Origin of the sequence: Chryseobacterium sp., assembly GCF_008014695.1 — a bacterium.
Classification (GTDB): Bacteria; Bacteroidota; Bacteroidia; order Flavobacteriales; family Weeksellaceae; genus Kaistella.
Map to the genome: position 1 here is coordinate 1 of NZ_VOXE01000003.1, position 13,925 is coordinate 13,925.

The following is a 13,925-nucleotide window of genomic DNA, read 5'->3' on the forward strand; positions in this document are numbered from 1 at the left end:
ATGACCAAATGTTTCCGGAGAAAAATCTGAAACTTTTTTTAAGCCCCTAACTCCCTTCACATCCCATCTTTTCAATCTTCTACTTCGCTCCCCGCTTCTCTCGATTTGGGTTTGCAAAGATAGGATGTTTTACCCTCTTTCCAAATTTAATCCACATCATTTTCTCAAGAAACATTTAACTTGCTGAAAATTAAAGGGAAAAAATTCCAGACAGCATCAGCCCAAACAGCAGAAACTACTTCTGTTCTTCATATACAGTGATGAGGAAGTTGGCAAAAGATTTCTCCAGAACGATTATATCACCGGACTTTATGTTCAAACCACCAGAAGTTCCAGAATCATCTGCCTTAATATTAAAGGAATCTACAGAGAAATAAAGTGCAGGCTGTCCTGCCTTTGCCGCCAATTTAATTCTTGAGCCCAATAACTTCCCCGCCGAAAGTTCATTTTCTTCGCCCAAAACTAAATTCCGTTTAATATAGGACCTGGAATTAAGCGTGATGCTTTTATCATTCAGCTTAATTTTTTGTGGCTCATCGTTTCCTGAGATAATATATAAGGTATTTTCCTCTTTCGGAAATTCAGTTGAAGGCAAATAATATAACTTCAGTTTATAGTGGAACGGATCAAACTTCGCAGTTTTGCCATCAAGTGTTTCGGGCAGAGCATAAGAAAAGGCATTAGCCCCTGTCTGTTTCGCTTTTTTGTAGATTTTCGAAAAAACCTCTACATCATTATTTGAATAACCCTGGACTTCAATTTCTCCCAGGTATTCAGCATTTTTTTCTGAACCGGTGATTTTATAGAAAAACTTATCGGTGTTTGCATTCGTTTTTACCACCTTGTTCAGATAGATGTTCTGCGCGAACAGCAAATGGGTAAAAAACAGTAAAGAGATGGTCAGTATTTTATTCATGATTCTGAATTATTGTTTTAATGGAATCTTCAAGACTGTTTTCCCAATAGTTTGGTTGTATATGATAGATCCGTTCGATCTTGTCTAAAGACATCGTACTTCTTGCCGGCCGTTTTGCAGCGGTAGGAAACTGATCCGTACTTACCGGCTTCAGTTCTATCTTCGAGCCGGATAATTCTGCAATCTTAGCGGCAAAATCAAACCAGGTAGTTTCAGGATAATTTGAGAAATGGAAAATTCCGTATTGTTTACGCTCATATTCGATAATTGTCATGATCGCTTCCGCTAAATCGTTGGCATTCGTCGGCTGCCCGTATTGATCCGCCACAATATTGAGTTCAACCTTCGTCTTAAAAAGGCTGAGCATTGTTTTAACGAAATTTTTATTGAATTCCGAGTAAAGCCACGAAGTCCTTAAAATAATTGTTCTCGGATTTGCTTCCAGCGCTGCTTCTTCACCTTCCTTTTTCGAAAGTCCGTAAACTCCTGTCGGATTCGTGAAGTTGTCTTCGTCATAAGAAATATTGGTATCTCCATCGAAAACATAATCCGTCGAAACATGAATTAGGGTCACGCCATAATTTTTACAGGCTTCCGCCAGATTGGCAACGCCATCTCTGTTAATTGCAAAGGCCCTTTCTGAATCGGTTTCGGCTGCATCAACGTCGGTATATGCCGCAGCGTTTATGCAGTAATCAGGTTTCAAATCACGAAAATACTCTTCCACCTGCGATGCATCGGTAATGTCGAGCGAAGCGGAATCTGTAAAATCAAAAATATACTTTTCTGAAAAATCGTCTGAAATCTTTCGCAGACAATTTCCAAGCTGCCCGCTGGATCCGGTCACCAGTATTTTCTTCATACCGTTAAGCATTTTTATTGTGTTTTCTTAAAGTTAATACTCTGGACTGGAAGTCTTTTTCCGGGATTTCCATTAAGAACTGTTTGAAAATATCCAAATATTTTGCGGGGATATTTTCTGAAGCCCTGGTTTTCAAATTGAAATAGATGACAGTGCACCAAAGTACTGCCCGTATTTTTTGATCATCCTCCATAATGATTTCAATTTTCGCAGTCCTGCCCTGGATTTCTATAATTTTGCTTGAAACCGTCAACACTTCATTATATAGCACTTCTTTTAAATAGGCAATTTCATTCTGAATGGCGATTAAAGTACATCCAGTTTCCTTCACCAGTTCTGCATAATTGATTTCATAGTGTTCATCCACATGATCTTCTCGGGCATTGAGCATATAATCCAGATATTTTGAATTATTAAGGTGACCGAGAGGGTCGCAGTCGATGAACCGGATTTTTACTTTTGATGATGTAATCATTAAATTAGTTTATGGTGCAAAAATAAAAAACCACCCCGAATAAGGATGGTTTTGGACTTATAAATCTTTCTTAAATTAAAGACCCAATTCTTTTTTGATTAAAGGGGTAGCATCTACGCCATTTTTGTAAATCAAAGCACTGCTGTCGATAATAAAATCCCAACCGTTTGCCTTCGCTACTTTTTCGATCGCATTATTTAATCTGTCAATAACCGGCTTTAACATTGTATCTCTTTTTTTAAGAAGATCATTTTGTGCGGTTGTTGCGATTTGCTGAAGATTCTGCTGTGTTTTCTGAAGTTCTGCTTCTTTCGCTGATCTTTGGGCTTCAGTCAACTTCGCTCCTTCAGCCTGATATTTTTGAACTTCAGCCTGAAAAGCTTCTCCCATTTTCTTGATTTCGGCTTCCTTTGTTTTGCTGAATGTATCTAAATCTGTGGAAACTTTTTTAGCATCCGGCATCATGGAAAGCATTTCCTGATAATCTAATGACGCTAACTTTTGAGCTTTTGCAACTCCTACAGCTGAAAACATCATCACTGCTGCAAATAATACACTTAATTTTTTCATAATTGAGGTTAAATAAATTTTAAAATTGTTCTTTTGATTTATAGTTTTTATAAAGGTTAAATATTACAGTTCTGTTTATTTCTTTTTATCTTTTTTTCCACTTGTACCTTTAAGAAGAATATCCAGAACTTTATCGGTATAATCATACCTTTTTTGCAGAAAAATAACATTTACATTGTTACTTTTATCAAGAACTATGCCCAAGCCATTTTTTTCAGACATGGTCTGAATCGCGTTCCAAATCTGATCCTGAAAAGGTTGTGTTAGGTTAGCCCTCAACTTACTGATCTCTCCGTTGGTGCCAAATCTTAAACTGGTGGTTGTTCTGATGTTTTTGTCCAAATCTGCCACTTCCTTTTCTCTTTGGCGCAGCTGATCGCCTACCAAAAGCACTTTTTCATTCTCGAACGCAGTTCTTTTTCTTTCAAATTCCGACTGCAGGTTCTGAATTTCCGTCTGCCATGTTGCAACCTGAGCATTCAGGCGGCTTTCAGCATCTTTATACTGCGGTAATTTATTCAGAATATAGTCGGTATCTACAACGCCGATTTTCTGGGCGTTTGCAAACAGAGTACCCAAACAAAAAAATAAGGTAAAAACCAATTTGAAATTTTTCATCATGTTTTTAATTAAAGTGACTGATTCATCAGGAAGTGTGTTTTCCAGCCGGCTGGCTCACTTCCCATGATTGTTTTATCAAATCCATAAGCAAAATCAAATCCAATCAGACCAAAGGCACCCATATATACTCTGATGCCGACTCCTGCAGATCTTTTCAGCTGAAATGGATTATATGTTCCCCAGGAATTCCATACATTACCTCCTTCAAGAAAGCTAAGCACATAGATTTTGGCGGTTTGGTTCATTGAAACAGGATATCTTAATTCAAGTGCAAACCTGTTATAGATGGTTCCTCCTCCATATTGTGTAATATCATCAAGTGTTCCACCAGAAGTGGAAGCGTTTTCATAACCTCTCAAAGGAACAAGTTCACGGCCATCATACCTTCCGCCGAAAAGTCCTGTTCCACCTACATAAAATCTCTCAAAAGGCGGTGCTCCTAACTGGGAGTTGTAGCCATCCATAAAGCCCATTTCTCCGGTGGTTCTTAAAACAAGCTTCCCAATAACTTCATTATAGATGTCTCCTTTCAACTTCACTTTATAAAATTCCATCCACTTATACTTTTCTACGTTTGATAATGAAGAATAATCCCTGTCTCTAAAGGCAGAATATGGCGGTGTAAATTTAACGGAAGCTTCTATATTTGATCCTGTAGTCGGGAAGATAGGATCAATCCCAGCAGAATTTCTGCTTAAACCTACATTAAAACTGAAATTTTTTGCAGATCCGTTGTATTCGGTCTCATTTCCAAACTGGAAAGGGTAATTGCTAAAATTATAACTCTGAAACTGGACTCCAGTATAAAGAGAGAAATAATCATCAGGCCATCTTAAGCGACTGTTTAAACCTGCACTTGCTGAGAAAATATTCAGTTTTTGAGAACTTCCGAGTCCATCTGAATAATTGACTCTTGAATCGTTCAAACTAACAGAAAGTGCGGTAGGTTTTGTACCGAACAACCAAGGCTCAGTAAAAGAGATCCCATAATTCTGAAAATTCTGACCGGCCTGCGCCTGAATGGATAGCGTTTGCCCGTCGCCCTGAGGAACGGGTTTAAAATCTTTCAATTTCAGGAAATTTCTCAGGGAGAAATTATTAAAGGTCAGTCCGAGAGTCCCGATGAAAGAGTTTCCACCATAACCTGCCTGAAGCTGCACCTGCGAAGAACCTTTTTCAACAAGAGTCCAGTGAACATCTACCGTATTGTCCTGCGGATTTGGCTTAATATCCTGTCCGATCTGTTGCGGATCGAAAAATGACATTGAGGCCAGATCGAAATAAGTTCTTTTGATATTGCTTTTAGAGAAAAGGTCGCCCGGCTTTGTTAGCAAAGACCTGAGAACTACATGATCATGCGTGGTTGTGTTTCCGCTCCACGTTACTTTGTTCCAGGTGGCTTTTTCGCCTTCCGAAATTCTGATTTCAAGATTGATGGAGTCTCCGGATACTGACTTTTCTATGGGTGTTACCGAAGAAAAAAGATACCCGTTGTTCATATACATGGATTTGATATCGGAATCATCTTCTTTTCCGCCATCTTCTCCTACTTTTTTGTTGAATCCTACTGCATCATAAATATCTCCTTTGTTGTATCCGAGGATTTTTGAAAGATAATCTGATGAGAAGGCTGCGTTTCCGATAAAAGAAATATCGCCAATATAGTATTTTTTACCTTCTGCCAGTTTTACATTTATTTCATAATTGTTGTTCTTGTTTCTCCAAACAGAATCAGATTCAATTACCGCATCACGGTATCCAAGCGAGTTATAGTAATCAATAAGGCTTTCTTTGTCATCTTCATACTTTTCTTTTAGAAATTTAGACGGTTTCAGAATTCCGCCGATTCCAAATCTTTTCTGTTTGGTCTCTTTGAATGCTTTTTTTCTGAGTTTGCTATCGGTAACATTTTGGTTGCCTTCAAATTCAATATGGTCAATCTTGATGCGTTTGCCTTTTTCTACATTAATGGTCCAGTCGATTAGATTTGGATCATTGGCATTTACTTTATCCTGAATAGTGATTTTAGCATCTGCAAAACCCTTTTTAACGTAATCCTGCGGAATATTGGTTTTAAGGGTAGAGACAAGGTTTTCAGTAATCTTGGTACCTGGTTTCAGATTATTGTCTTTAGCCAATTTTTCGGCTTTGGATTTTCCGATTCCCTTGCCTTTAAAATTAACTTCTCCCAGTTCTTTAAGATCTTGAAGCAGAAACTTTAGTACAACATTATCGCCGTCAATACTCTGAACATACACCTCAACTTCGGAAAAAGACTGAGTTTCCCAAAGTTTTTTAATTGCATTGCTGATCTTCTGTCCGGGAATGTCAACACTTTCACCCTTGTTAAGTCCCGTGAATCTCAGAACCTGGGCCGGAGTATATTTTTTAACACCATCCACCACGATGTCTTTCAGAACATAGGTTCCGGTTTGGCTTTGTGCATACACCGGATTGGTATCCTGCTCGGGTACAACCTGGCCGTAAAAATGTGCCGAAGCAACAAACATGATGATGGGAATAAATCTAAACTTCATTGTATACTTGTTCTAACTTTCTTAAATTTTATTATTTTCAAGCTGTTCGCTTGTTTTGCCGTATCTTCTTTCTTTATTCTGATAATCTACGATGCACTGGAAAAAAGTGTCTTTTGTAAAATCAGGCCAAAGGATATCTAAAAACTGCAGTTCTGCATAGGCGATTTGCCAAAGAAGGAAATTGCTGATCCTCACCTCGCCGCTTGTTCTCAAAAGTAAATCTACGGGAGGGAAATCTTTTGTGTACAGATGATTTTCGAACACAGAAGCGTTGATGTCATCAATATTTAACTGTCCGTTCTTTACTTCTGTACTTATCTCTTTAACTGCTTTCAGGATCTCGTCTTGGGAACTGTAACTCAAAGCCAATATTAAATTTCCATTGGTATGGTGCTGAGTTGCATCGATCATGTGAAGCAGCTGGTCCTTTACAAGTTCTGGTAATTTTTCTAAATCACCAATGACGTGTAGCCGCAGACCTTTACTGAAAATTTCTTCCTCTTCCAGAATTAAAGTTTCTGCCAGCAGATTCATCAGGCTAATCACCTCATCAACGGGCCGGCTCCAGTTTTCTGAAGAAAAGGTATAAAGAGTAAGATAGGGAATGTGAATTTCGTTGCAAGCATTAATGGCGTTTCTAACTGCATTAATGGCATTTTTATGACCAAAGGTTCGTTCTTCTCCCCGGGATTTTGCCCATCTGCCGTTTCCATCCATGATGATGGCGACGTGTTTAGGCAAATTATCAGTGTTTATTTTTTCTTTTATCAACGACATATTAATCACAATAACACGGAGGTCTTCCGAACGAGTAGGTTAACCCTAAAGTAACACTGTTCATCCAGTCTTTGGTTTTATAATCACCTACATTTCTGGTATATCTTAATTCTTCTTCTCGATCCTGTGATACCAGATAATACACTCCGGTCTGCAGGAGCGAAGTATTTGATCCCGGCTGCAGAATATCCTGATTGTAAGTCGATTTTACGTCTTTTCTATAAAGAATACTATGATCCAACTGATCGGTAAATGTAGGTCTGAACATCACCTCGCCACTGATCGCCCAGTTATGGTTGAATTTATATTTCAAACCAGCACCGAAAGGAATACTCATTGATACTTTTTTCCCGGTTTCATATTGAGTAGTACTTACAAAATCCAATTCATTCAAGGGAGCCTGTGCAACACCGCTGGCATCTCTTCTGAAATCATGATTGAGCGTAGCCTGCGTTACGTCGTGCAACAGAGCACCTACACCTCCAAAAATATACGGGCTCAGCATTCCGTTCTGCTCATTGTTAACAGGATAGAAGTTGTACTCAAAAATGGCGTCAGCTTCGTAAACATTATTGGTTCCAAAAAGTTTTCTGTTTCTTCTGTACTCTTCCTTAGCCCCCGCATCTGCAAACTGTATATGGTTGTACCCTAAATCAAAACGCACCGTTTGATGCGGGTTGAAGTTCATACGGTACTGAAGTCCTGCATACACCGGCAAACCAAAGTTCTTTGTGTCACCAAACGGCTTTTGTAAAATATAATTAGTTCTGCCTATATCTCCTACCAAATTGCTCGTTCCAAAACGAACGCCCACCTCATGTCTTTGTGCTTTTAAACCTGCCATGGTAACTAGAACGGCAAACAAGCTAAGTAATAATTTTTTATTCATAGGAGAATATAGATTATGGTTATTTTTAGTATTTAATTTTTGCAAATATAAAACAAATTTACATTACTGAAATTCATAATGTTTAGTTAAATATAAACAAAAAAATATAAATTTTTAAAAGTAAACGCTAAAAGAATGAAATTATTCTCAAATTTTTCACTTCAAAGAATAATCTCTATTTGAATTTTCTGATAAATAAGCAAAGAAAAATTGAAATTTTCTTAATTTTTAAGAAATCTCCTGTTCAGATTACCTCTTTTTGCCTCTTCATAATCCGAAACAGAGCATGGGATCAGTTTGTCGGGGTTTTCATCCTCCCCGAAATACCACATATTGCGGAATACATCACGTTTAAAGGCATATTTATCCTGATCAATCAGGACCCAAAACGTTTCGAAATTTCTTTCCCCGGGATGGGATTTCTGAATATTGATTCCCTCAATCAGATACCAGATCATTTGTGCAAGCAGCTGGTGGTTCAAAAAATCTTCCGACAGCGCATTAAAATTGAAAATTCCTACCGATTTCAGGTTTTCACTTAAACCGGCTTCTTTCATAAATGCACAGATTTCACGCCTGTTCAGTCCATTAACCTGCGGATTGGACGAAAAACCATCGCCGCGGCTCTCCACCGCATCGCAGTTAAGGGTGAACAGATCTGCTTTCCGAAAAAAAGGTTCTGTTTTCTCTGTCGAATTCATCATTTCTGCCAGTCTCACGACTTCAAACTCCACCTCTTTCATGAGTTTTACCGAATCCAGCTCGTTCAGATGCTTCTGATAGCCTAAATGATGATAGTTTTTCAAACTCATGGTCTTAGATCCCAAAATTTTCGACAGAAAATTTCTCTCGGTGATCTCATCACCCTCATTCGACAAAGAAATAATATCTGATATCTGCGTGTAGCTGATGTTTGTATGGTGAAAGTTAAGCGCAGAAAAAAGGGAAAAAGCCAGATCGTTGCTGCCGCCGATAATTACAGGAATGGCGTTTTTATAATGACACATCGAAAGCACTTCCTGCAGAATGTAATGGGTGTCTTCATGTGACTTTCCCGAAATCAGATCGCCCAAATCGCAGACCGGAATTTCGAAATCCAGTTTCGAGAGATGATAGAGTTCTTTCCGAACCTTCCGGAAATCAAGGATTTCTGCTTCACCGTTGCTCAGCCCGCGGTAATCTGAACAGAAAACCAATACAATTCCGTTTTCCTGAATCTGAGAGGAAACAAGGCTTCCAAGCTGCCATTTTTCTGTTTTTATTGATCGGGGCGGAATAAGGATATCTTCTATGTTCATGATTGCTGTGGGAATTTCAACAAAAATAACAAAAAGGCCTCAATAAAAAAACGCTTTCCGGATTTGATTCAGGAAAGCGTTTTCTTACTATTTTTTTAGTCTTTATTTCTTTTTACGGGCGCTTTTTTCGCGGCAGGTTTTTTTACTGCGGGTTTCTTCGCGGCAGGTTTTTTTGCCGGTGCTTTTTTTGCTTTTTCCTTGAAGGCATTTTTATCCTGCGCGGTAATCCAGGCTTTTACTTCATCAAGGGTGACTTCTGCCAAATCTTCGGCGGTGTATTTTTCATCATTTTTAGTCTTCGGGATTTTGAACATCGCTTTCCCGAATTTTATAAATGGTCCCCATCTGCCGTTCTCAAGGGAAATTTTTTCCTTTTCCCACTGCTGAATGTAACGGTTGGCTTCTTTTTCAAGTTTCGCATCAATAAGATCATTGATGTCGTTTTGCGAAAGATTGTCGAAATCATACCGCTTTGGCACATTGATGAAAATCGATTGATATTTGATGAAAGGTCCGAATCTTCCGGTTCCTTTTGTCACCGGTTCGCCTTTGTAAGTGGCAATCGGCGCATCAGCAATTTTTTTCTCCCCTATGATTTCTTCTGCTCTTTCCTGGGTTACAGAAAGCGGCTCTTCCCCTCGCGGAATGCTGATGAATTCCTCTCCCCATTTTACATAAGGGCCGAATCTTCCCACCCCAATCATCACGGTTTTTCCTTCAAAATCTTTCAGATCGAAAGGAACTTTAAAGAGTTCCAACGCTTCCTCAAGCGTAATCGTGGCGATATTCTGTGATGGCATCAGGCTCGCAAAAACCGGCTTTTCTTCATCATCCTGCTCTCCTATCTGCACCATCGGGCCGAATCTTCCTATTCTCGTAATCACATTTTTGCCGCTTTTCGGATCAACTCCAAGGATTCTTTCGCCATTGGCCCGGTCAGCATTTTCTTCCACATCCTCTATTTTAGGATGGAAATCTTTATAAAAACCCTGTAAAACGTCTTTCCATTTTTCCGAACCGTTGGCGATTTCATCAAAATCCCGCTCCACTTTTGCCGTAAATCCATAATCGAGGATCTCTGCAAAATTCTGGGTGAGGAAATCATTAACTACTTCTCCGATATCGGTTGGAAGAAATTTATTTTTATCGCCGCCGAATTTCTCGGTTAAAATTTCTTTTTTGAGGTCGGTTTTCCCCAGTGTCATCTTCATGATCTCTCTTTCCTGCGGCAGAAGTTCGCGCTTGTCAACATATTCGCGGTTCTGTATAGTCTGAATGGTCGGCGCATACGTGGAAGGTCTCCCGATTCCGAGTTCTTCGAGCTTTTTCACCAGACCGGCTTCTGTATAGCGGGCTGAAGGTCTCGTAAACTTCTCAGTCGCTTCTATTTTTTTATAATCGAGGATTTCTCCTGCAGAAACTTTCGGTAACAGTTTTTCGTTGTTTTCTTCCTCGTCATCTTCCGTTTTTGTAATGCCGTACACTTTCAGGAAACCGTCAAAAACAATGACTTCGCCCTGTGCTTCAAAATGTTGGGAAAGCTTAGGGCTGCCAATCTCAATGACGGTTTTCTCTATTTTGGCATTCGTCATCTGACTGGCTAAAGTCCTTTTATAAATAAGCTGATATAATTTATTCAACTGATCGTCTCCAATTCTTTTCACTGAAAAATCTGTCGGACGGATGGCTTCGTGGGCTTCCTGTGCTGAGGCTGATTTAGTCGTATAATTTCTCGGGTTCGAATATTGCTCGCCAAATTCAGAAATAATCTGTGCTTTTGCTCCGTTGATGGCTTCCTGGGAAAGGTTCACGGAATCAGTTCTCATATAAGTGATATACCCTTCTTCATAAAGTCTTTGCGCAACCCGCATGGTTCCGGTAACGCCATAGCCCAAACGGTTACTGGCTTCCTGCTGCAAAGTAGACGTTGTGAAAGGTGCAGAAGCGGAACGGGTTCCGGGTTTCTTTTCAACATTCAACACCTTGAATTCCGTGTTTTGGCAGAGTTTCAGAAAATCTTCGGCTTCACCTTCTTTAGCAAAATCTTTTTTAAGTTTAGCTGCTATTTCCTGTTTATCGCTGTTTAGGAAGATGCCTTCCACTTTAAAGGCCGATTTCGGTTGAAAATTCCTGATCTCAAGTTCCCTTTCCACCACCAAACGTACTGCAACCGACTGAACCCTCCCTGCAGAAAGTCCTGTTTTTACTTTTTTCCAGAGAACAGGCGACATTTCGAAACCCACAATCCGGTCCAAAATTCGTCGTGCCTGCTGCGCATTTACTAGATTCTGGTCTATTTTTCTTGGATTTTCAATTGCTTTCAGAATGGCATTCTTGGTAATTTCATGAAAAACAATTCTTTTTGTGTTGTCATCATTCAGTTTCAGTTCCTGAGCCAGGTGCCACGCGATAGCTTCCCCTTCCCGGTCCTCATCGGAAGCGAGCCATACCATGTCAGCTTTCTTCACCGCGGCCTTCAGGTCGGTTACGAGTTTCTTTTTATCTGCAGAAACTTCATAATCGGGTGTGAAGGTAGCCAGATCGATTCCCATCCCTTTTTTGGGTAAATCCCGGATGTGGCCGAAACTGGATTTCACTTCGAAATCTTTCCCCAGATACTTCTGAATGGTTTTTGCTTTCGCCGGTGATTCTACTATTACTAAATTTTTTGACATCAAGAAAATTTTTGCAAAAGTAGAAGTTTTTTTTAAATACCAAGATATTTAAAGGTTTTTGAGAATTCAGCATTAATTTTGATATAGAAAAATCAATATTTTTATTTACCTGTAATCCGTAACATTTGCTCACCAAAATAGCTGCATCAATATCAGTATATTTTTTAAAAAACTTACATTTATAAAAAAATGATATTTTTGCATAAATCTCCAAAGAAATAATGCCTAAAAACATACTTTTTATTTACTATTCCCAAACCGGTCAGCTGGAAGAAATTCTGAAAAACATTTCAAAACCGTTCGAGGAAAAAAAAGAGGAATATGCTGTTACCTTTTATGAAATAAAAATGAAAAAAGAATTCGCTTTCCCTTGGAAGAGCGAAGTATTTTTCAATACGTTCCCTGAAACCTTCCGCCAGATCCCTTCAGAAATCCTGTCACCGCCGGAAGAAGTGCTGAACACCAAATATGACCTTATCATTTTCGGTTATCAGGTGTGGTACCTGTCACCATCAATACCGATCAACTCCTTTCTGAAAAGCATTTATGCGAAACAGATTCTTCAGAACACACCGTTGGTTACCGTTTCCGGATCGCGGAATATGTGGGCGATGGCACAGGAAAAATTAAAAATCCTTTTCAAGGAAAACGGAGCAAAACTGGTCGGGAATATCGCATTGACTGACCGACACGACAATTACACCAGCGTCATCACCATTTTAAGATGGCTGATGACCGGTGACAAAGAAAAAACGGCGCTGCTTCCAAAAGCGGGCATTGCCGATGAAGAAATCGCAGGGGCATCAAAATTCGGAGTGATTATAAGAGATCATTTAGAAACCGGAAATTTTGACCAGCTGCAACCTGATCTTGTAAAAAACGGTGCTGTAGAAGTCCGCAGTTTCCTTATAAAAATGGACAGAATCGCGAACAAGATGTTCCGCATCTGGTCAGGAAAGATCATTACGAAACACGGCGAAAGCCGGGAAAAATGGGTGAAAGCCTTCAGCTATTATCTGTTTTTTGCCATTTGGGTAATTTCACCCATTGCATTGGTGCTGCATCATTTAATAACGCCTGTATTCTGGAATAAAAGAATCAAACAAAAAAAATATTTTCAGGGAATATCAAACCCTTAACATCAATTTATCATACAATGAACGACGTATTTATAACAAAATCATCAATTTACCTTCCAAATGGGCCAGTTGAAAATGACGAAATGGAAGATTACTTAGGACTTGTTAACAACAAAAGTTCAAAGGCAAGATCGCTGATCCTCAGAAACAACGGAATCAAAACCCGATATTACGCGCTGGACAAAAACCAGAAGCCTACCCATACCAACGCTGAAATCACTGCAAAAGCAATTAATGGCCTTTTTGATGAAAATTTCAAAAAAGAAGACCTTCAGCTGCTTTCCTGCGGAACCACTTCTGCAGATCAGATCCAGCCGTCGCACGCGTCCATGGTTCACGGACTCCTGAATAATGGAAAATCTATTGAGATCAACACCTCGATGGGACTTTGCAATGCCGGAATGAATGCTTTCAACTACGGGTTTTTATCCGTAAAAGCGGGTGCTTCGGAAAATGCAGTCTGTACCGGTTCTGAAAGATTCTCAGCGTGGATGACCGCAGATAAATTCGACCATGAAGTGGAGAATCTGAAGCAGCTGGAAGAAAAACCAATTGTTGCCTTCAAAAGAGAATTTCTCCGATGGATGCTTTCCGACGGAGCAGGTGCTTTCCGTCTGGAAAACAAACCGCGTGAGGGAGACGTTAACCTCAAGATCGAATTCATTGATTTCTATTCTTACGCTCACGAAATTGAAGCCTGTATGTATGCAGGCGCGGAAAAACAGGAAGACGGAAGCCTGAAATCATGGGCCGATTATCCGTCTGACGAATGGTTGAAACAGTCCATATTTTCTTTGAAACAGGATACCAGACTTCTGGATGAATATATCCTTAAAAAAGGAGCGCAGGCTTTACGTGCCTCTTTCGACAGGCACAACCTCAATCCGGATGATATGGATTATGTACTTGCGCACATTTCTTCCTATTATTTTAAAGACGGACTGAAAGATGCTTTTGCAGATAAAGGAATGGATTTTCCAGCGGAAAAGTGGTATTACAACCTCGCTGAAGTCGGAAACATCGGTGCAGGTTCCATCTTTATAGCAACAGCAGAACTGATGAACTCAGGAAAACTGAAGAAGGGGGAGAAAATTCTCCTTTGTATCCCCGAAAGCGGGCGGTTTGCCTATTCATGCGCATTACTCACGGTGTGTTAATCAGAAGAG

At 39.6% G+C, this 13,925-nt stretch carries 12 protein-coding genes; 2 read left to right on the forward strand and 10 right to left on the reverse strand.

From position 1 onward, the window contains the following. Positions 1-235: 235 nt before the first annotated feature. The 10 genes from FUA25_RS07735 to topA all read right to left on the reverse strand — a co-directional run bounded on the left by FUA25_RS07735 (position 236) and on the right by topA (position 11,620). A complete protein-coding gene (locus tag FUA25_RS07735; RefSeq protein WP_147756347.1) occupies positions 236-916 on the reverse strand; it encodes a hypothetical protein in 681 nt (226 codons plus the stop codon). Next, positions 909-1,778 carry a dTDP-4-dehydrorhamnose reductase gene (rfbD, locus tag FUA25_RS07740; RefSeq protein WP_147756348.1) on the reverse strand — a complete coding sequence of 290 codons (870 nt, stop codon included), beginning with the start codon at positions 1,776-1,778 and terminating at the stop codon, positions 909-911. The genes FUA25_RS07735 and rfbD overlap by 8 nt, the downstream gene beginning before the upstream one ends. Positions 1,779-1,782: 4 nt before the next feature. Continuing rightward, positions 1,783-2,253, reverse strand: a complete 471-nt coding sequence (locus FUA25_RS07745) for an acyl-CoA thioesterase (protein ID WP_147756349.1) — start codon at positions 2,251-2,253, stop codon at positions 1,783-1,785. A gap of 75 nt (positions 2,254-2,328) precedes the next feature. Continuing rightward, positions 2,329-2,823, reverse strand: a complete 495-nt coding sequence (locus tag FUA25_RS07750; protein ID WP_147756350.1) for an OmpH family outer membrane protein — start codon at positions 2,821-2,823, stop codon at positions 2,329-2,331. A 75-nt stretch (positions 2,824-2,898) separates the two neighbouring features. Continuing rightward, positions 2,899-3,441, reverse strand: coding sequence for an OmpH family outer membrane protein (locus FUA25_RS07755; protein WP_147756941.1), 543 nt, complete (start codon positions 3,439-3,441; stop codon positions 2,899-2,901). A gap of 11 nt (positions 3,442-3,452) precedes the next feature. Further along, positions 3,453-5,981: an outer membrane protein assembly factor BamA gene (bamA, locus tag FUA25_RS07760; RefSeq protein WP_147756351.1), complete on the reverse strand. Its 2,529-nt coding sequence runs from the start codon at positions 5,979-5,981 to the stop codon at positions 3,453-3,455. A 21-nt stretch (positions 5,982-6,002) separates the two neighbouring features. Then, positions 6,003-6,758, reverse strand: coding sequence for a polyprenyl diphosphate synthase (uppS, locus tag FUA25_RS07765; RefSeq protein ID WP_147756352.1), 756 nt, complete (start codon positions 6,756-6,758; stop codon positions 6,003-6,005). A 1-nt stretch (position 6,759) separates the two neighbouring features. Continuing rightward, a complete protein-coding gene (locus FUA25_RS07770; RefSeq protein ID WP_147756353.1) occupies positions 6,760-7,647 on the reverse strand; it encodes a DUF6089 family protein in 888 nt (295 codons plus the stop codon). A 221-nt stretch (positions 7,648-7,868) separates the two neighbouring features. Further along, complete coding sequence (locus FUA25_RS07775; protein ID WP_147756354.1) at positions 7,869-8,945, reverse strand: formimidoylglutamase; 1,077 nt, start codon at positions 8,943-8,945, stop codon at positions 7,869-7,871. A 95-nt stretch (positions 8,946-9,040) separates the two neighbouring features. Then, a complete protein-coding gene (gene topA, locus FUA25_RS07780; protein WP_147756355.1) occupies positions 9,041-11,620 on the reverse strand; it encodes a type I DNA topoisomerase in 2,580 nt (859 codons plus the stop codon). Between the two features lie 221 nt (positions 11,621-11,841). Here topA and FUA25_RS07785 point away from each other — a divergent pair, with 221 nt between their 5' ends. Both FUA25_RS07785 and FUA25_RS07790 read left to right on the forward strand, forming a co-directional pair. Further along, positions 11,842-12,759, forward strand: coding sequence for a dialkylrecorsinol condensing enzyme DarA (locus FUA25_RS07785; RefSeq protein WP_147756356.1), 918 nt, complete (start codon positions 11,842-11,844; stop codon positions 12,757-12,759). A 17-nt stretch (positions 12,760-12,776) separates the two neighbouring features. Then, positions 12,777-13,916, forward strand: a complete 1,140-nt coding sequence (locus FUA25_RS07790) for a beta-ketoacyl-ACP synthase III (RefSeq protein WP_147756357.1) — start codon at positions 12,777-12,779, stop codon at positions 13,914-13,916. Positions 13,917-13,925 lie beyond the last annotated feature (9 nt).

Excerpts from the sequence above, each read along its gene's own strand:
- FUA25_RS07790 (WP_147756357.1), top strand. The coding sequence starts at position 12,777 with ATGAACGACGTATTTATAACAAAATCATCAATTTACCTTCCAAATGGG.
- FUA25_RS07770 (WP_147756353.1), bottom strand. The coding sequence starts at position 7,647 with ATGAATAAAAAATTATTACTTAGCTTGTTTGCCGTTCTAGTTACCATG.
- bamA (WP_147756351.1), bottom strand. The coding sequence starts at position 5,981 with ATGAAGTTTAGATTTATTCCCATCATCATGTTTGTTGCTTCGGCACAT.
- uppS (WP_147756352.1), bottom strand. The coding sequence starts at position 6,758 with ATGTCGTTGATAAAAGAAAAAATAAACACTGATAATTTGCCTAAACAC.
- FUA25_RS07735 (WP_147756347.1), bottom strand. The coding sequence starts at position 916 with ATGAATAAAATACTGACCATCTCTTTACTGTTTTTTACCCATTTGCTG.
- topA (WP_147756355.1), bottom strand. The coding sequence starts at position 11,620 with ATGTCAAAAAATTTAGTAATAGTAGAATCACCGGCGAAAGCAAAAACC.
- rfbD (WP_147756348.1), bottom strand. The coding sequence starts at position 1,778 with ATGAAGAAAATACTGGTGACCGGATCCAGCGGGCAGCTTGGAAATTGT.
- FUA25_RS07785 (WP_147756356.1), top strand. The coding sequence starts at position 11,842 with ATGCCTAAAAACATACTTTTTATTTACTATTCCCAAACCGGTCAGCTG.
- FUA25_RS07775 (WP_147756354.1), bottom strand. The coding sequence starts at position 8,945 with ATGAACATAGAAGATATCCTTATTCCGCCCCGATCAATAAAAACAGAA.
- FUA25_RS07745 (WP_147756349.1), bottom strand. The coding sequence starts at position 2,253 with ATGATTACATCATCAAAAGTAAAAATCCGGTTCATCGACTGCGACCCT.
- FUA25_RS07750 (WP_147756350.1), bottom strand. The coding sequence starts at position 2,823 with ATGAAAAAATTAAGTGTATTATTTGCAGCAGTGATGATGTTTTCAGCT.
- FUA25_RS07755 (WP_147756941.1), bottom strand. The coding sequence starts at position 3,441 with ATGAAAAATTTCAAATTGGTTTTTACCTTATTTTTTTGTTTGGGTACT.